This is a genomic window from Roseovarius sp. MBR-6 (assembly GCF_040547525.1).
GTDB lineage: Bacteria > Pseudomonadota > Alphaproteobacteria > Rhodobacterales > Rhodobacteraceae > Roseovarius.
On the sequence record NZ_JBEPPW010000002.1, the window covers coordinates 113,931 to 129,307 of the forward strand.

At 66.3% G+C, this 15,377-nt stretch carries 19 protein-coding genes and 1 pseudogene; 11 read left to right on the forward strand and 9 right to left on the reverse strand.

What is annotated here, in order from left to right; genetic code table 11:
• Positions 1 to 44 precede the first annotated feature (44 nt).
• A complete protein-coding gene (locus tag ABIE57_RS02855; RefSeq protein WP_354537489.1) occupies positions 45 to 281 on the forward strand; it encodes an Lrp/AsnC ligand binding domain-containing protein in 237 nt (78 codons plus the stop codon).
• Positions 282 to 284: 3 nt separating this feature from the next.
• On the opposite strand, the gene ABIE57_RS02860 is transcribed toward ABIE57_RS02855, so the two are convergent.
• The 3 genes and pseudogenes from ABIE57_RS02860 to ABIE57_RS02870 all read right to left on the reverse strand — a co-directional run bounded on the left by ABIE57_RS02860 (position 285) and on the right by ABIE57_RS02870 (position 1,778).
• Positions 285 to 1,130, reverse strand: a complete 846-nt coding sequence (locus ABIE57_RS02860) for a M20/M25/M40 family metallo-hydrolase (protein ID WP_354537490.1) — start codon at positions 1,128 to 1,130, stop codon at positions 285 to 287.
• Positions 1,131 to 1,301, reverse strand: a pseudogene (locus ABIE57_RS02865) (AsnC family transcriptional regulator); the annotation flags it as partial.
• Between the two features lie 141 nt (positions 1,302 to 1,442).
• Entirely contained in the window at positions 1,443 to 1,778 is a 336-nt protein-coding gene (locus ABIE57_RS02870; protein WP_354537491.1) for a hypothetical protein, read from the reverse strand.
• Positions 1,779 to 2,208: 430 nt separating this feature from the next.
• Between ABIE57_RS02870 and ABIE57_RS02875 the strand changes: the two genes are divergently transcribed.
• Positions 2,209 to 2,391, forward strand: coding sequence for a hypothetical protein (locus ABIE57_RS02875; RefSeq protein WP_354537492.1), 183 nt, complete (start codon positions 2,209 to 2,211; stop codon positions 2,389 to 2,391).
• Here ABIE57_RS02875 and ABIE57_RS02880 read toward each other — a convergent pair.
• The 3 genes from ABIE57_RS02880 to ABIE57_RS02890 form a co-directional block, all read right to left on the reverse strand.
• Positions 2,381 to 3,142: an ABC transporter permease gene (locus ABIE57_RS02880; protein ID WP_354537493.1), complete on the reverse strand. Its 762-nt coding sequence runs from the start codon at positions 3,140 to 3,142 to the stop codon at positions 2,381 to 2,383. The genes ABIE57_RS02875 and ABIE57_RS02880 overlap by 11 nt on opposite strands.
• Positions 3,139 to 4,068 (reverse strand): ABC transporter ATP-binding protein, encoded by a 930-nt coding sequence (locus ABIE57_RS02885; protein ID WP_354537494.1) that lies wholly within the window; start codon positions 4,066 to 4,068, stop codon positions 3,139 to 3,141. Before ABIE57_RS02885 ends, ABIE57_RS02880 begins: the two co-directional genes overlap by 4 nt.
• A gap of 154 nt (positions 4,069 to 4,222) precedes the next feature.
• Positions 4,223 to 5,620, reverse strand: coding sequence for a M20 family metallopeptidase (locus ABIE57_RS02890; RefSeq protein ID WP_354537495.1), 1,398 nt, complete (start codon positions 5,618 to 5,620; stop codon positions 4,223 to 4,225).
• Between the two features lie 259 nt (positions 5,621 to 5,879).
• Here ABIE57_RS02890 and ABIE57_RS02895 point away from each other — a divergent pair, with 259 nt between their 5' ends.
• From ABIE57_RS02895 to ABIE57_RS02930, 8 genes are all read left to right on the forward strand, one after another.
• Positions 5,880 to 7,169, forward strand: a complete 1,290-nt coding sequence (locus ABIE57_RS02895) for a helix-turn-helix domain-containing protein (RefSeq protein WP_454283712.1) — start codon at positions 5,880 to 5,882, stop codon at positions 7,167 to 7,169.
• Positions 7,170 to 7,240: 71 nt separating this feature from the next.
• Positions 7,241 to 7,609, forward strand: a complete 369-nt coding sequence (locus tag ABIE57_RS02900) for a response regulator transcription factor (RefSeq protein ID WP_354537497.1) — start codon at positions 7,241 to 7,243, stop codon at positions 7,607 to 7,609.
• Positions 7,606 to 7,893 (forward strand): hypothetical protein, encoded by a 288-nt coding sequence (locus tag ABIE57_RS02905; protein WP_354537498.1) that lies wholly within the window; start codon positions 7,606 to 7,608, stop codon positions 7,891 to 7,893. The genes ABIE57_RS02900 and ABIE57_RS02905 overlap by 4 nt, the downstream gene beginning before the upstream one ends.
• Complete coding sequence (locus tag ABIE57_RS02910; protein WP_354537499.1) at positions 7,890 to 10,586, forward strand: ATP-binding protein; 2,697 nt, start codon at positions 7,890 to 7,892, stop codon at positions 10,584 to 10,586. The genes ABIE57_RS02905 and ABIE57_RS02910 overlap by 4 nt, the downstream gene beginning before the upstream one ends.
• Positions 10,587 to 10,651: 65 nt before the next feature.
• Positions 10,652 to 11,587, forward strand: a complete 936-nt coding sequence (locus tag ABIE57_RS02915) for a FliM/FliN family flagellar motor C-terminal domain-containing protein (RefSeq protein WP_354537500.1) — start codon at positions 10,652 to 10,654, stop codon at positions 11,585 to 11,587.
• A 60-nt stretch (positions 11,588 to 11,647) separates the two neighbouring features.
• The gene (locus ABIE57_RS02920) at positions 11,648 to 11,974 is read left to right on the forward strand and encodes a TraR/DksA family transcriptional regulator (RefSeq protein WP_354537501.1); all 327 of its coding nucleotides are present in this window, start codon (positions 11,648 to 11,650) and stop codon (positions 11,972 to 11,974) included.
• 90 nt (positions 11,975 to 12,064) lie between these two features.
• A complete protein-coding gene (locus tag ABIE57_RS02925) occupies positions 12,065 to 12,274 on the forward strand; it encodes a hypothetical protein (protein ID WP_354537502.1) in 210 nt (69 codons plus the stop codon).
• 81 nt (positions 12,275 to 12,355) lie between these two features.
• A complete protein-coding gene (locus tag ABIE57_RS02930) occupies positions 12,356 to 14,209 on the forward strand; it encodes an enoyl-CoA hydratase-related protein (RefSeq protein ID WP_354537503.1) in 1,854 nt (617 codons plus the stop codon).
• Here ABIE57_RS02930 and ABIE57_RS02935 read toward each other — a convergent pair.
• A complete protein-coding gene (locus ABIE57_RS02935; RefSeq protein ID WP_354537504.1) occupies positions 14,196 to 14,411 on the reverse strand; it encodes a hypothetical protein in 216 nt (71 codons plus the stop codon). The two genes, ABIE57_RS02930 and ABIE57_RS02935, sit on opposite strands and share 14 nt — an antisense overlap.
• Positions 14,412 to 14,540: 129 nt before the next feature.
• Between ABIE57_RS02935 and ABIE57_RS02940 the strand changes: the two genes are divergently transcribed.
• Positions 14,541 to 14,801 (forward strand): DUF2312 domain-containing protein, encoded by a 261-nt coding sequence (locus tag ABIE57_RS02940; RefSeq protein WP_354537505.1) that lies wholly within the window; start codon positions 14,541 to 14,543, stop codon positions 14,799 to 14,801.
• Between the two features lie 85 nt (positions 14,802 to 14,886).
• On the opposite strand, the gene ABIE57_RS02945 is transcribed toward ABIE57_RS02940, so the two are convergent.
• Together ABIE57_RS02945 and ABIE57_RS02950 are read right to left on the reverse strand one after the other, a co-directional pair.
• A complete protein-coding gene (locus ABIE57_RS02945) occupies positions 14,887 to 15,126 on the reverse strand; it encodes a GlsB/YeaQ/YmgE family stress response membrane protein (RefSeq protein WP_354537506.1) in 240 nt (79 codons plus the stop codon).
• A gap of 5 nt (positions 15,127 to 15,131) precedes the next feature.
• Positions 15,132 to 15,374, reverse strand: a complete 243-nt coding sequence (locus ABIE57_RS02950; protein ID WP_354537507.1) for a hypothetical protein — start codon at positions 15,372 to 15,374, stop codon at positions 15,132 to 15,134.
• Positions 15,375 to 15,377 lie beyond the last annotated feature (3 nt).

The window sequence follows — 15,377 nt, forward strand, 5'->3', positions numbered from 1 at the left end:
TGCGGAAATACTCCGGCCAGTGACCTCAGACCGGGAGAGCCGAAATGCGCTGCGTCTTCATCAATATCCGCTGCAAGCCCGGCCAGTCCTACCGCGTGGCCGAGGCCATCGCGCTGCGCGAGATCCATTCCGAGCTTTATTCGACCTCCGGGCCCTTCGACCTCTTGCTCAAGCTCTACATCCCCGAGGGCGAGGATATCGGCAAGTTCATCAACGACAACCTGCTGGATATCGAGGGGATCGAACGGACCGAGACCACGCTGACCTTCAAGGCGTTCTGACGGTCAGGCGGGCGGCAGCCGGTGGCGCGCCATCGCGGCATGAAACCGCGCGCCGTGAATCAGGCCCCGGTCATCGAAATCATAGCCGGGATTGTGCCGCGGCTTTGACGCCGCGCCGTTGCCGAGAAAAACGAAACATCCCGGCACATGATCGAGAAAACGCGCGAAATCCTCCGACCCCATGGCCGGTGCCGCCGTGCTTCGGGCGATGCGGCGCAGATGGCTTTCGATCATGGCCGAGACTTCGGGCACAAAGCTGCGCGCATCGCCAAGGATCCGCGCCATGCCGGGCAGCGCGTTGCGCGTGCCGTCGGTGACCGACACGGTGGCGGCATCGGTCGGGTCAAGACGGCGCGCGACGAGGGTTTGCAGGGCCATCACCATGTCACCGGCCGCGACAAGCGTCTCGCGGCTCTGGTCGGGGCGCGCGGCATGCCCCCCATGCCCCGCAGCACGATCTCGAAATTGTCCTCGGCGGACATGAAGGCACCGGGAAGCGTGCAAAACGTGCCGCCAGAGGGTCATCTCGGGCTCAAGCTGATCAAGACCGGTCATCGACAGAGAACTGCGAAAACGCTTGACGGTGTTGTTGCCGAAGAAAAGCCGCCGCGTCAAAGTCGCGTAATCGGCCATGGTGCGGACCACCACAAGCAGGATGAAATCCGTGTTGCCAGTGACGTGATGGCATTGCTGCACCTCGGGCACGGTGGCGAACAGGCGCTTGGCGGCCTCGATCTGCCCGGCGCGCTCGCTTTCCATCTCGATTTCAACAAAGACTGTGATCCCGTGATCCACCGTCACCGGATTGACCCCCGCGACATTGGTGGAAATCACCGCGGCCGCTTCCATCCGCTTGATCCGGCGTTGCACAGCAGCGGCACACAGATTGACCGACTGAGCGATACGGGCCTGCGGGGTCCTGTTATCGTACTGGAAGATGTCGGGAATAGCGAGATCACGCGAATCGAGAGAAAACCGCTCATTTTCGCAACCGCTTCCATGACCGCCAAGTCGCTCTATGAACGACCGACCAGATTTGAAAACGGCCCTTGGTTAACGCACAAACGTAGATGTGCAGCATTGCTGGCCGCACACTTACAGTCCGAAATGGTCAAAGGCTGGCGACCCGCATTACGGTGCCGCCAACCCTATTATGCTGGATCAGTTGGTGCCGCTCGTGCTGCTGCCGCTGCTGCCGCCAGACGCTGCCGCCGCAACGATGGCAATGCCGACCACACCGAGAGCGACAGCGCCGCCAGTGCCGAGGCCGCCGGAAAGATCGCCACCCGCACCTGCGCAGCGCACCTGAAGCAGCGTTCCGTTGTCGGCATAGTTGGCGCTCACGATCGAACTGCCATCCGCACAGGCACCGATCCGGTTCGCCATTTGAAGGGCGGTTTCATTGCCCTGACGAACAACGGGCGCCTGTGCCGCCACCGAAACAGCCGACGTCACGCCGAAAATGGTTGCGAGTATGATGGTCCCGAATTTGGTCATGACTTTTTAATTCCCTCTGAGGTTACGGAACGCTTATACCGATTTTCTCCCGGTGCGGAAAGGGTGAATCAGGGCTGTCCGAAAATTTTCACACTTGGGTGTCTGCCAAGTGTCCGCGCCTTCTCTGGCACGCCTCGCTCAATGTCGCTGACTGACTGACGATCACGCCTGTCGGCGTCAGGCGGGTCTGGGCCACGGGCACAACGGCCGGGGGCATCGGCGCGATGGTGGTGGCATGAAAATCGTTGTCGATCTGTCGATGACCGCATGTCGGCGCGCCGCCGGGGGCGCTGACGGCCTCGAATCTCACCCTTGATGTCACCTCGGGCCTTCACCGCATCGATCCGGGCGACCCCGAGACCGGCGACGTCACGGTGATCGACCCGCGCCTTCACATCAACCTGCGTCTCGCTGTCCAGCGTTGCCGTCGATGGACGAGACGGGCGCGCTCACATGGCAGGCCATGGTAGCGGCCTGGTCCGCCTTCGGCGATCCCGACCCGGCCCCCGATGCCAACGAGGAGGCCCGCATCCTGCACAAGGTTGCGCTGATCCGGCCCGACAGCATCAAGACGCCGGTGAGGGTCTGGGCATGGCCGGCTCTCAGGCCTTGATCCGATAGCCGGTGCGGAAAATCCACCACACCACGGCAAGGCAAAGCGCGAAGAAAACCGCGATGGCCATCAGGCTCCAGCCCACGGCCACATCGGCCACCCCGAAGAACGACCAGCGAAAGCCCGAGATGAGGTAAACCACCGGGTTGAACAGCGTCACCACCTGCCAGGCCGAGGGCAGCATCGAGACCGAGTAGAACGCGCCGCCCAAGAACACCAGCGGCGTGATCACCAGAAGCGGGATCAATTGCAACTGCTGGAAATTCTCGGACCAGATGCCGATGATGAAGCCGAAAAGCGCAAAGCTGATGCAGATCATCACCAGAAAGGCCAGCATCATCACCGGGTGCCGGATCTCGAGATCGACAAAGAACCCGGCGGTGAGCAGGATCACCCCACCGATGAGCAGCGATTTCGTCGCCGCCGCCCCGACATAGCCGATGACGATTTCGAAGAAATTGATCGGGGCAGACAGCAATTCGTAAATCGTGCCGATGAATTTCGGGAAATAGATGCCGAAAGAGGCGTTGGAGATGGCCTGTGTCATCACGCTCAGCATGATCAGCCCCGGCACGATGAAGGCGCCATAGCTCACCCCTTCCACCTCGTCGATGCGCCCGCCGATGGCCGCGCCGAAGACCACGAAATAGAGCGTGGTGGAAATGACCGGCGACAGCAGCGATTCAAAGATGGTGCGGAAAAACCGCTTCATCTCGTAGACATAGATGGCAGCGATGGCGTGCAGGTTCATGCCGCATCCTCCTGCACAAGGCCCACGAAGATCTCCTCGAGGCTGCTTTGACGGGTCTCGATATCGCGCAGGCTCAGACCCTCGCGCGCCAGCGCCTGCAACAGGCGGGTGATGCCGGTGCCCTCGCCGCGCGTGTCGTAATGGTAAAGCAACACATGCCCGTCATCTATCCGCTCAAGATCATAGTCCGCCAGCGCCGCGGGCACCTCTGCGACCGGCGTGGCAAGGTCGATGCGCAGGGTCTTGCGGCCCATCCTGCGCATCAGGTCGGCCTTGTTCTCGACCAGCAGGATTTCGCCCTTGTTGATGACCGCGACGCGGTCGGCGATGGCCTCTGCCTCCTCGATGTAATGGGTGGTCAGGATGATGGTGACGCCCTGCGCCTTGAGCCCGCGCACCACCTCCCACATGTCACGGCGCAACTCGACATCGACACCCGCCGTCGGCTCGTCGAGGAAGAGCACGCGCGGCTCGTGGCAGAGCGCCTTGGCGATGAGCACGCGGCGTTTCATGCCGCCCGAGAGTTCGCGGATGCGGGCGTCGCGCTTGTCCCAGAGCGAGAGCTGGCGCAGGATGCGCTCGATCAGGGCCTCATCGCGCCCCTTGCCGAACAGACCGCGCGAGAATCGCACGGTGTTGATGACCTTCTCGAAGGGTTCCAGCGCCACCTCCTGCGGCACCAGCCCGACCAGACGCCGCGCGGCGCGGTAATCGGAGGTCACGTCATGCCCGCCTATGCGCGCCGTGCCGCCCGTGGGGATGGTGATCCCGCAGAGCGCCGAGATGAGCGTGGTCTTGCCCGCGCCATTCGGGCCGAGCAGGGCGAGAATCTCACCCTCGGCAATCGTCAGGTCGACACCGCAGAGCGCGGTGAACCCGTCCTTGTAGGTCTTGCGGAGGTTGATCACCTCGACGATGGCGGGCATGGCATGTCCTTGCATTTGCGCGACAACCTAGACAGTGCGCGCGCGGCTGCAAGCGGCCATGGGTGCAACAGGGATGTGCGCGGGCGCGCAGGTCCGTCCAGTCGGGCATGGTCTGGCGCGAATACCGGCCCTGTGTGCACATATCCGGTGACGCTCAGCCGCCCTGGCCCGTCGGCGTGCCGCCCTCTCCGATATCCCAGAACAGCCCGGCCATGAGGCGCAGCGCATCGCGGCAGACGGGTTTGAGAACATGCTCATCCGGGGCATGTTGCGAGCAGCCGCGATAGGAATGCGGCACCCAGACGGTCGGCAGGCCGAGAATATCGGCGAAACAGTCATTCGGCAACGACCCGGCGAGATTGGGCAGGATATGCGGTGCCTGCCCGGATGTCCGCTCCAGAGAGGCGGCGACGAACTTGACCCAAGGGTGGCCGGGGTCAAGCCGCGTGGCGCGGAAGAACCCCCGGTCATGCGGCGTGATGCGCACCGCGTCAAAGCCATGCGCGTCCAGATGGCGCCGCAGGGCGGGCAGAATGTCCTCGGGCGTGGTGCCGACCACATAGCGCAACTGACAGGTGGCGCGGGCAAGGGCGGAAATCGCATTGACCGGGGCCTCGGGCACGCCGCTTGTCATGGCAAGGATGGCAAAGCTGTTCCAGCCATAGGCCCGCTCCACCGGGGTCAGGGTCTTTTCACCCCAATCGGGGTTGATGGCGGGGCCGTCGCCGCCCTCGATCGGCAGGCCATGCAGGGCGGTGCGCACATCGTCGGTCAGGCTGTCGGGGCGCCATTCGGGAATCCTGATCTGGCCACGGGCATCGGTGATGACCGAGAGCGCCTGCGCCAGAATCATCGCCGGATCACTGAGAAGGCCGCCCCAGTTGCCCGAATGATGCGCCCCCTCGCGCAACTCTACGCTCAGGTCAAAGGTGACACCGCCGCGCGAGCCCATGAACATGGTCGGCGTCTCAGGTTGAAGGCGCGGCCCGTCAGAGGCGATCAGCACATCGGCGCGCAGCTTGTCGTGATGCGCGGTGAAGAACTCGGCAAGCCCCGGAGAGCCGGTTTCCTCGCCGGTTTCGATCACGATCCGGCAGTTGAAGCCAAGCGCGCCACGGGTTTGAAGCACCGCATCGAGGGCGGCGATATTGATCAGGTGCTGGCCCTTGTTGTCGGCGGTGCCGCGCCCGTAGAGCCGGTCGCCCTCTTCGACGAGCCTGAACGGGTGGAGGCCCGCGCGCCATTGATCGGTCTGGGCGCGGATCACGTCTCCATGGCCATAGCTCAGGATGGTGGGCAGGTCATCGCCCTCGTGCCGCTCGGCAATCAGGAAGGGACCGGCATTGGCGACCGGGTTGGGATGGATCACACAGCGAAAGCCCATGGCAGCAAGCCGGGGCGTCATGGCCTCGGCCAGATAGCGGGCAAGCTCGGGGGCCTGATCGGGGGTCTGGCTCTCGGTTTCAAAGCCGACCAGATCGGCAAGTTCGGTCTGAAAGCCGTTGTTGTCGAAATAGGCCGAAACGGTGTCGATTGCGGCGCTGCGCGTCATGGCCTGCCTGTCCTGTCCGTTGGGTGATTGCGTCGCCCGTAGCGACGTGATTTCGGGGCATTGCCGGGTTCTTTGCGGTTCTCACCCGGTCAGAGGTTGGGGCATGAAGATGGCCTCGTCAATAACGAGCCTGCCGTCACGTGAAAGCGTGCGCATGTTGGCCTGTAAATGATTAGACAAACCACACGGCATCATTGTAAAAAAATTGCACCCCGCTCTGCCTCATGGAAAGCGACACCCCCGAATGCCAGAACGGCTCATGATCGGCACCCGGATCCGCGAAAGGCGGTTGCTGAGCGGCATGCGCCAGAGCGATCTGGCACGGCATGCGGGAATATCGCCATCCTACCTCAACCTTATCGAGCACAACCGCCGCCGAATCGGCGGCAAGACCCTCCTGAAGCTGGCCGAGGCGCTGAAGGTGGAGCCGTCACGCCTGACCGAAGGGGCCGAAGCGGCGGTGGTGGGCGCGCTGCGCGAAGCCGCAAGCGACAGCGAGACAGCAGAGCGCGACCGGATCGAGGAATTCGTCGGTCGCTTTCCGGGCTGGGCCGGGCTTGTGGTCGATCTGCATCGTCGGACCGAGACCCTGGAGCGCACGATCGACACGCTGACCGACCGGCTCGCGCATGATCCATTTCTGGCTGATTCGCTCCACGAGGTGATTTCGGCGGTCACGGCCATCCGCGCCACCTCGTCGATCCTGGTCGAGACCGAGGCACTGGAACCCGAATGGCAGGGGCGCTTCCATCGCAACATCAACGAGGATGCCGGGCGGCTGACCGAGGGCGCGCAATCACTGGTGCGCTATCTGGAGGCCGCCCCCAACCGCGACGCCGATCTCACCTCGCCGCAAGACGAGATGCACGCGGTGCTCGCGGGGCGGGGCTATCACTTTTCCGAGCTTGAAGCCCCCGAGGCGCAGCCCGAGGATGTGGCGCGGCTGGTTGCGGCCAAGGCGCAAAAGGGCCTCTCGGCACCCGCGCAAACGCTGCTGGAGACCGTTCTCTTGCGGTATCTGGAGGACGCGCGCGCCCTGCCCTTGCCCGTGCTGGAAGCGCAGATCTCGCGGCACGGGACCGAGCCGGACCGTCTGGCCGAGGCAACCGGTGCAGGGCTTGCGCGCATCTTCCGCCGCCTTGCCGCGCTGCCCGAAGAGGTGGCGGGGCCGATCGGCCTTGTGATCTGCGATGCCTCGGGCACGATGATTTTTCGCAAGCCGGTCAATGGATTTGCCATCCCCCGGTTGACCGGGGCCTGCGCGCTCTGGCCGCTGTATCAGGCAATGGCACAGCCCATGGCCCCCCTGCGAATGCGGGTGCGGCAGGCCGGACGCGGGGCCGAGACGGTGCTGGCGCTGGCGGTCGCGGCACCCTCGGGGCCGGGCAGCTTTGACCGCCCCGCGACCATGCGGGCGCATATGCTGTTGCGCCCCGATCCGGGCGAGGCGGGTGGCGCGGTGCGCAGCATCGGCGTCAGCTGCCGCATCTGCCCGCTCAGGGACTGCGACGCGCGGCGCGAACCGTCGATCCTGTCAGAGGGCTTTTGACAGGGCGGGCGGGAATGGAGAATAGTGAGCGCGGGTGCGATACGCACCTGCAACGGAGGGGAGGCCGGTGCATGGGCAAGAAGGTTCTGCTGATCGAGGACGAGCCCAATATCATCGAGGCGATCAGTTTCATCCTGTCGCGCGACGGCTGGGAGGTTAAGACCCATGCCAATGGCCATGACGCCATGGAGGCGGTGCGCCGCCGCGCGCCCGATCTGATCATTCTCGACGTCATGCTGCCGGGCAAGAGCGGCTATGACATCCTGGGCGAAATCCGCGAGGATTCGGATTTCGCCGCCACACCCGTCTTGATGCTGACAGCGCGCGGCCAGACCCGTGACCGCGAACTGGCCGAGCGCGCGGGCGCGAGCCGTTACATGACCAAGCCCTTTTCCAATGCCGATATGCTCGCCGCCGTGCGCGCGCTGGCACAGACGTGAGCCCCGAGCGCACCCCGCTCTTTCTTGCCCGGCGCAGCTATCGGCGGCGGCGCGTGGCGGATGCGGCGCGGATACTGCCGCTCATCGGCGGGGTGCTTTTCTGCCTGCCGCTGCTGTGGAAGGGGTCGCCGGCCTCCGACAGCACGGTGCAATCCCTGGTTTATATCTTCGGCCTGTGGGTGATTCTCATCCTCACCTCCGCGATCATCTCGCGTCATCTGCGCCTTGACGAGAATGACCGTGACGACACGCGCAACGAGCACCAGGGACCAGGTGGAGCATGACCGTTCTCAACCTGCTGATCCTGGTCTGCCTGCTCTATGTGGTGCTGCTCTTCACGGTCGCCTTCGCGGCGGATCGTGCGGCGATGATGGGGCGGGGAAGCTGGCTACGCTCCTCGGTGGTCTATACGTTGTCGCTCTCGATCTACTGCACCGCCTGGACATTCTATGGTGCGGTCGGCTTTGCAGCGCGCTCGGGGCTTGAGTTCGTCACGATCTATCTCGGTCCCACCCTCGTCATGGTCGGCTGGTGGTGGACGCTGAGGCGGCTGGTGCGGGTGGGCCGCAGCCAGCGCATCACCTCCATCGCCGATCTGATTTCCTCGCGCTATGGCAAGTCGAACCTGCTTGCGGTGCTGGTGACGGTGCTCGCGGTTGTGGCCACCACGCCCTATATCGCGCTGCAACTGCAATCGGTCACGCTGTCGTTTGCCGCCTTTGCCGGGACAGACCCGGAGGCAGGCACGCTGCCGGACATGCAATCCACCGCGCTCTGGGTCGCGGGGGGGCTGGCGCTCTTCACGATTCTCTTCGGCACGCGCAATCTCGATGCCAACGAGCGTCACCACGGCGTGGTCATGGCCATCGCGCTCGAGGCGGTGGTCAAGCTCTTTGCCCTGCTCGCGGTCGGCGTGTTCGTGGTCTGGGGGCTCTCGGGCGGCATCGGGCCGACGCTTGACCGGATCGAGACCTCCGCCATTGCCCGTTTCGAGGTTTCGGGGAGCCGCTGGGTCGGCCTCACGATGCTGTCGGCCATGGCCTTTCTGACGCTGCCGCGCATGTTTCAGGTGCTGGTGGTCGAGAACGAGGCGGACGAGCACCTGCGCACCGCCGCCTGGGCGTTCCCGGCCTATCTCATGCTGATGAGCCTCTTCGTGGTGCCGATCGCGGTGGTGGGGCTCGACATGATGCCCGCAGGGGCCAACCCGGACCTCTTCGTGCTGACCCTGCCGCTGATGGAGGGCCGCGACGGGCTGGCGATCCTGTCGTTCCTCGGCGGGTTTTCCAGCGCCACGTCCATGGTGATCGTGGCGGCCATCGCCCTCTCGACGATGGTTTCCAACCATGTGGTGATGCCGCTCTGGCTGCATTACTCGGGCATGGCGGCGGTTGTCTCGGGCGATGTGCGCACCGTGGCGCTGATGGCGCGGCGGCTCAGCATCGGGGGCGTGCTGTTTCTGGGCTATGTCTATTTCCGGATGTCGGGGGGCGGCACGGCGCTGGCGGCGATCGGTCTCATCGCCTTTGTCGGCGTGGCGCAGTTCCTGCCCGCGCTGATGGGCGGGCTGTTCTGGCGCGGCGCTACACGCACGGGCGCGCTGGCGGGGCTGGTCCTTGGCGCGGCGGTCTGGCTTTACTGCCTGTTCCTGCCCAGCTTCGGACCGTCCGCGATTCTGCCGCAGACGGTGTTCGACCACGGGCTTTGGGGGCAAGGCTGGCTGCGCCCGCGCGCGCTTTTCGGTGCCGAGGGCATGGACCCGGTGATCCACGCGCTGATGTGGTCGCTGCTGCTCAATGTCTCGGCCTTCATCCTGGGGTCGCTCCTGAGTTTTCCGCAACCGCTCGAACGGCTGCAAGGGGCGCAGTTCGTCAATTCCTTTGACCATCCAAGTGCGCCGGGTGGCTGGTCCGGCGGCATGGCCCAGAGCGAGGACCTGCTGATCATGGCGCAGCGCATCATGGGCGCGCGCGAGGCGCAGGCGCTTTTTGCGGCCGCTGCCGGACGACAGGGCGTGGTGGGCTACCTGCCCGAACCAAGCCCCGATTTCCTTCAGGAACTGGAGCGCGCGCTGGCGGGATCGGTGGGCGCGGCGACCGCCCATGCGATGATCGGGCAGATCGTGGGCGGGGCGGCTGTCTCGGTCGAGGACCTGATGGCGGTGGCCGATGAAACCGCGCAGATCATGGAATATTCCAGCCAGCTTGAGGCCAAGTCGCAGGAACTCGCCCGCACCGCACGCCAGTTGCGGCAGGCCAACGAGACGCTCACGCAGATCTCGGTGCAAAAGGACGGCTTCCTCAGCCAGATCAGCCATGAGCTGCGCACGCCGATGACCTCGATCCGGGCGTTTTCCGAAATCCTGCGCGACACCGAGGATCTCAGCCCCGACGAGCAAAGCAAATACGCCACCATCATCCATGACGAGACCGTGCGCCTGACGCGGCTGCTCGACGACCTGCTGGACCTCAGTGTGCTGGAGAACGGGCAGGTGGAACTCAATATCCAGACCGGCACGCTCGAGGCGCTGCTGGACCGGTCCGTGCGCGCGGCGGGCGGCGATGGGGACGGGTTCCGCATCCGGCGGGTGCGCGCGAACGAACAGGTTGACCTGACCACCGATCTCGACCGGCTGGCGCAGGTGTTCATCAACCTCATCAGCAATGCGCGCAAGTATTGCGATGCCAGGCCCGCGATCCTCAATATTCGGGTCACGGTCTCGGACGGTCAGCTTGTGGTGGATTTCGTCGACAATGGCAGCGGCATCCCCACCGACAAACACGCCGTGATCTTCGAGAAATTCTCGCGCATCGGCCAGACCCGCGCAAGCGGCGCGGGGCTCGGCCTTGCCATTTGCCGCGAGATCATGGAGCGGCTCGGCGGCGAGGTTTCCTACCTGCCGGGTCAGAAGGGCGCGGCCTTTCGCGTGACCCTGCCGCTCATGACCGACCGCGTGGCCGCGCAAGAAGCCGTGTAAACGAAATGGTAAGGCCTGGCCGCTAGGGTGATGGGGATCGACACAGAATGTGGACGGCCCCGCCCATGACGGTCCTGCAACAGGCATCGGTTCTCCGACGCAAGACCCGCGCCACGCGCGAATCCAGCGATCCGCGCGTGATGTCGCCGGTGAAGGCCTTGCGCCTGTCGCTGGCGCGCGCGGCCGATACGCTGTTCGGCCTCGCGCTGACCGTGGCCACCGTCGAACAGCGCCGGATCGAGGCGGGCGAGATAGAGCGCGCACTGGGGGCGGAGGGGCTCTTCATGCTCCTCGACGGGACGGGCGGCGCGCGCGGGGCCTTGCGGCTCGATCTGGCGCTCATGGCCGGGGTGATCGAAGTGCAGACGATCGGGCAGGTTCTGCCGGGCTCGGTGCGCCCGCGCCCCGCCACCCGCACCGACGCGGCCATGGTCGCCCCGCTCATCGACGCCGTGCTTGCGGGCTTCGACGCGGAAATGGCGGCGGGCCACCCGCCCCAACCGCCGAGCGGCTTTCGCTATGGCGACCGGGTCGATGACGGGCGCGCGCTGGCGCTGCTTCTTCCCGCACCCGAATTTGACCTCTTTCGCATCACCGTCGACCTTGAACAGGGCACCCGGAACGGGCGGCTCGACCTGCTTCTTCCCCCGGCCCTTGCTGCGCCGCCGGCGCGCGCGGGGAACATGGCGACACCCCGCCGCGCGGAGACCACATCGGATCTGGCCACCATCGCGCTTGCGGCCCCGGCCGTGCTCGAAGTGGTGCTTGCCCGGCTCAACCTGCCGCTGCGCAGGGCCATGACGCTCAAGCCGGGGGACCGGCTCAGCCTGCCCCGTGACAGCCTGGGCTCCGCGCAGCTTGTGGCCCCGGGCGGGCACGGGGTGGCCGAGGGACGACTTGGCCAGCGCGAGGGCTGGCGCGCCCTGCGGCTCTCGGGGCCGGTGACGCAATCCGCACCGGGGCAGGATGCGCCCCAACCGCTCGCCGAGAGCCCCGGTTGACATGGGTCAAGGCCGAAAATCCGCAAACATGCGAGTCTGACGCGCAAAGGGAGGACCGCCATGCTTCATACCACCATCTACCGCGACGCCCTTCTGCGCCGCCTGCACCAACTGGACGCGCGCCTCCACGCCATCGAGGCCGAGCTTGACGCCCCCCGCGACAGCGACTGGGACGACGACGCCATCGAACGCGAGGGCGACGAGGTTCTGGAACATCTCGGACAGGCGGGCGAGGCGGAGATCGCGCGCATCCGCGCGGCGCTCGACCGGATACGCACGGGCAGTTACGGCACCTGCACCCGGTGCGCCGAGGAGATATCGACCGCGCGGCTCGATATTCTGCCCGAAACCCCGCTTTGTCAGCGTTGCGCTGCCCAAATTTCGTGACGCTGTTCACAATTCCGTCGCGCGGATGCGATATCCGTTTCGCGCGAGGCCATAACACGCTATAGTTGAGGCCTGCTTGGGAGGACTGCCATGACCTATCTTACAGCGGAGCTTGACCGTCTCCAGACCCTCGTCCGGGCCGCCGCGCCCGACACCCGCTACACGCTTGAGCCGCAAGTGCGCAGCGTGATTGCCAGCCTGCGCAATGAAGGCCACGCTGTGCCAGCGCGCATCAAAACCCTGCACGAGACTTTGCTGAGCGAGGCCATCGAGGCCGAGTTCGACAATATGCCTGTCTGACCGCGCCCGAACCGCCAGACTTGCGCCCGCACCGATAAGCCGTAGTAATTGACAAGGGGCCAAGTCACGGACGGAACCGGGGTGAATGGATATATCGACCGCGAGGAACGCGACGGCGTGGTGGTGCTGCGCCTCAATCGGCCTTTGGCCAACGCGCTTGCACCGGAGCTGCGCGCCGAGCTGATCACCGCGCTGGCCGACACCTCGGCCTCCGGTGCTGCTCTGGCCATCGTGATCGCGGGCGCAGGCGAGGGGTTTTCCTCGGGGGTCGATCTTTCCGAATATGATGCGCCCCCGGTGGCCCCATCCCCTTCGGAGCTCTGCCGCGCGGTGGCCGCGTGCCCCCTGCCCGTGATTGCCGCCCTCCATGGCAATGCGCTCGGCGCGGGGCTGTCGCTGGCGCTGGCCGCCGATGCCCGCGTTGCCCATGAGGCCGCGCGCCTTGCCCTGCCGGAAATCAGTCTTGGCATGATGCCCGGCGCGGGCGCGACGCAACGCCTGCCGCGCCTTGTCGGCGCACAGGCGGCCCTTGAACTCATGCTCTCCGGTCGCTCGGTGCGCGCGACCGATGCCCGGCTGCGCCCGATGTTCGAGAGCATCGTGACCGCCGATGCCGAAGGGGCGGCCGTAACCCTCGCCAGACGTATCGCGCAGGGAATGGCCCATCCGTCCGCGCCGCGCGGGCTCTCCGATCCGGCGGGCTATCACAAGGCCATTACCACCGTGCGCCAGCACCTGCGCACCGTTGACGCGGCCGCCGCCGACATCCTGCGGGCGATCGAGGCGGCGCAACTCCTGCCGTTGCCGCAGGGCCTGGCGTTCGAGGAGGTGCTGTTCGAGGAACGCGCCCAAAGCCGCAGCGCGCGCGCCATGCGCCATGTCCATGTGGCCGAGGCACGCGCGCGCGCCCTGCCCGAGGCGCGCCTGGCGAACCCGCGCATGATCCGCCGGATTGCCCTGACCGGCCCGGTTCCGAGCGCGCTTGGCGACCGGCTTGGCGCGGCGGGCTGCGAGCTTCGCCGCGTGCCCGATGAGGGTCCGGGCGACGGCTGGGCCGATCTCTGGATCGAGGTCGGCGCACCCGCCCCGGCCAGAGCCGCGCGGCTGCGGCTCGATACCGGCACAGGGTTCGCGGCGAACGGGTTGTGGCTGCGCTACTCGGACAGGACGCCGTTTGCCGAACTGGGCGTCGCGCCGGGTGTTCCGGCGGCGGATGTGGCCGGTCTGGCACGGCTGCTTACGCTGGCGCAGATCGGATTTGTGCGCGCCACGCTGCCTGCGGCAGGACCGGGCATCGGCCATGTTCTGCAGGGCGCGCTCGATCTGGCCGCGCTGGCGCTCCTGCGCGCCGGGGTCGGCGTGGCCGAGGTGGATGCAGGCGCAACCGCACTCGGCTTTGCCCGGGGGCCGTGCCTCTTGATGGATCACGAGGGTCTCGCCGCCGTGCAGGCGCGCCTTGCTGCGCTTGCGCCGCGTCTCGGCCTGCCTGCCCCCGGCACCGATGGCCCGCTGGCCGAACGGCTGGCGCGCGGCGCGGTCGGGCGCGCCTCCGGGCGCGGCTTCTACGACCATCCGCCCGAGGGGCCGCGCGCGCCCCGCAGCGACCGCACAGCGCCGCTCCCCGGCGGGGTGTCGCCCGAACACGCGCTCCACGCCGCGCTGGTCAACGCCGCCGAACGGCTGATCACTTCTGGCGCGGTGCTGCGTCCGGGCGATCTCGACGTGCTCGCCGTGCACGCGCTCGGCCAGTCGCGAGAGGCGGGCGGCCCGCTCTGTCAGGCGGATGCGCGCGGGCTGATGGCGCTGCTCAAGGACATGAAGGCGCTCGCGCCGCTCTCTGCCCCGCTCTGGTCACCACACCCGGCGCTGCTCACCCGGATCAAGGAGGGGCTGGGTTATTTCGGGCGCAGGGCTGCGGACATCAGCCCAGCATGATCCCGAGGACCACCATCATCAGCCCGATCACCGACAAGAACAGCGCCCCCATGTTGAGCGGCACCACCGCCCGCACCGCCGCGCGCAGGTCCGCATCCGAAAGCCCCGCCCGACGCGCGCGCCAGACCTTGAGGATGCACCAGACCAACCCTGCAAGACCGGCCAGCGACACGAGCGCCCCGGCCCAGACCAGCATTTCCATGACGGCTCTCCTTCCACTTGCGCCGCCCGTCGCCTAGGCCAAAGCGACCCGCCGCGCAAGCGCCGCTTGAGCCTTGCGCGCGCGGCGCGGCGCGGCTAGGTCTACCTCCTGACCCGAGCGGAGGCCCCCATGAACGACATGACATCAGACACCAGCTACAGCGTGACCGCCGAAGAACTGCGCCAGTTCATCGAGCGGTTCGAGCGGCTGGAGGCCGAGAAAAAAGACATCGCCGACCAGCAAAAGGAGGTGATGGCCGAGGCCAAGGGGCGCGGTTACGACACCAAGGTGATGCGCAAGGTCATCGCGCTGCGCAAGCGCGACAAGGACGACATTGCCGAGGAAGAGGCGGTGCTCGAAATGTACAAGCAGGCCCTCGGCATGACCTGACCGATCGCGCGCCTGACGCAAGTCCCTGTCGCGCGCCCTGCGCGAGGGACCCGGCGTTGACGCCACCGCGCACCCGACGGCACCCCTAGCGCCGCTCGCCGACCAGTTTCCACAGGTAAACCAGCAACATCGCCCCCAGCACCGCGCCGATCAGCCCGCCCAGAAGTCCGGTGATCATCAGCACCATGCGGATCACCACCGCACCGATGAGCGCGCCTGCGATGCCCAAAAGAACGGTCGGGACCACCCCCATCTCCACCCGCATGAGCCGCGTGGCAAGAAACCCCGCCGCGACACCCACGATCAGAAGCCCGATGATGCCCATGCCCGTTACCTCCGGTTTCGCCAATGGGTCGGCACGATGATCAGCGCGCCGACCGACGACAGGATCGCATCCACCCCCGGCGCACCGAAGCGGATGCCGAACATGATCCGGACGAAGTAGAACAGGAACGCGCCACCCACGCAGATGATGATCGACGGCAGATAGCCATTGCGGGTGAACCCGCTCTTTTCGCTCACGTAGCCGACGATGCCCGCGATCACCACCGTACCGAAAAGTTGCAGGAACATCGC

What these genes read in the sequence shown, in the direction of transcription:
- ABIE57_RS02885 (WP_354537494.1), bottom strand. Translation starts at nt 4,068, where the DNA reads ATGCCCGCCATCGTCGAGGTGATCAACCTCCGCAAGACCTACAAGGAC.
- ABIE57_RS02945 (WP_354537506.1), bottom strand. Translation starts at nt 15,126, where the DNA reads ATGGGCATCATCGGGCTTCTGATCGTGGGTGTCGCGGCGGGGTTTCTT.
- ABIE57_RS02935 (WP_354537504.1), bottom strand. Translation starts at nt 14,411, where the DNA reads ATGGAAATGCTGGTCTGGGCCGGGGCGCTCGTGTCGCTGGCCGGTCTT.
- ABIE57_RS02860 (WP_354537490.1), bottom strand. Translation starts at nt 1,130, where the DNA reads ATGGAAGCGGCCGCGGTGATTTCCACCAATGTCGCGGGGGTCAATCCG.
- ABIE57_RS02925 (WP_354537502.1), top strand. Translation starts at nt 12,065, where the DNA reads ATGACCTATCTTACAGCGGAGCTTGACCGTCTCCAGACCCTCGTCCGG.
- ABIE57_RS02950 (WP_354537507.1), bottom strand. Translation starts at nt 15,374, where the DNA reads ATGTTCCTGCAACTTTTCGGTACGGTGGTGATCGCGGGCATCGTCGGC.
- ABIE57_RS02920 (WP_354537501.1), top strand. Translation starts at nt 11,648, where the DNA reads ATGCTTCATACCACCATCTACCGCGACGCCCTTCTGCGCCGCCTGCAC.
- ABIE57_RS02910 (WP_354537499.1), top strand. Translation starts at nt 7,890, where the DNA reads ATGACCGTTCTCAACCTGCTGATCCTGGTCTGCCTGCTCTATGTGGTG.
- ABIE57_RS02880 (WP_354537493.1), bottom strand. Translation starts at nt 3,142, where the DNA reads ATGAACCTGCACGCCATCGCTGCCATCTATGTCTACGAGATGAAGCGG.
- ABIE57_RS02895 (WP_454283712.1), top strand. Translation starts at nt 5,880, where the DNA reads ATGATCGGCACCCGGATCCGCGAAAGGCGGTTGCTGAGCGGCATGCGC.
- ABIE57_RS02875 (WP_354537492.1), top strand. Translation starts at nt 2,209, where the DNA reads ATGGACGAGACGGGCGCGCTCACATGGCAGGCCATGGTAGCGGCCTGG.
- ABIE57_RS02890 (WP_354537495.1), bottom strand. Translation starts at nt 5,620, where the DNA reads ATGACGCGCAGCGCCGCAATCGACACCGTTTCGGCCTATTTCGACAAC.
- ABIE57_RS02900 (WP_354537497.1), top strand. Translation starts at nt 7,241, where the DNA reads ATGGGCAAGAAGGTTCTGCTGATCGAGGACGAGCCCAATATCATCGAG.
- ABIE57_RS02940 (WP_354537505.1), top strand. Translation starts at nt 14,541, where the DNA reads ATGAACGACATGACATCAGACACCAGCTACAGCGTGACCGCCGAAGAA.
- ABIE57_RS02855 (WP_354537489.1), top strand. Translation starts at nt 45, where the DNA reads ATGCGCTGCGTCTTCATCAATATCCGCTGCAAGCCCGGCCAGTCCTAC.
- ABIE57_RS02915 (WP_354537500.1), top strand. Translation starts at nt 10,652, where the DNA reads ATGACGGTCCTGCAACAGGCATCGGTTCTCCGACGCAAGACCCGCGCC.
- ABIE57_RS02870 (WP_354537491.1), bottom strand. Translation starts at nt 1,778, where the DNA reads ATGACCAAATTCGGGACCATCATACTCGCAACCATTTTCGGCGTGACG.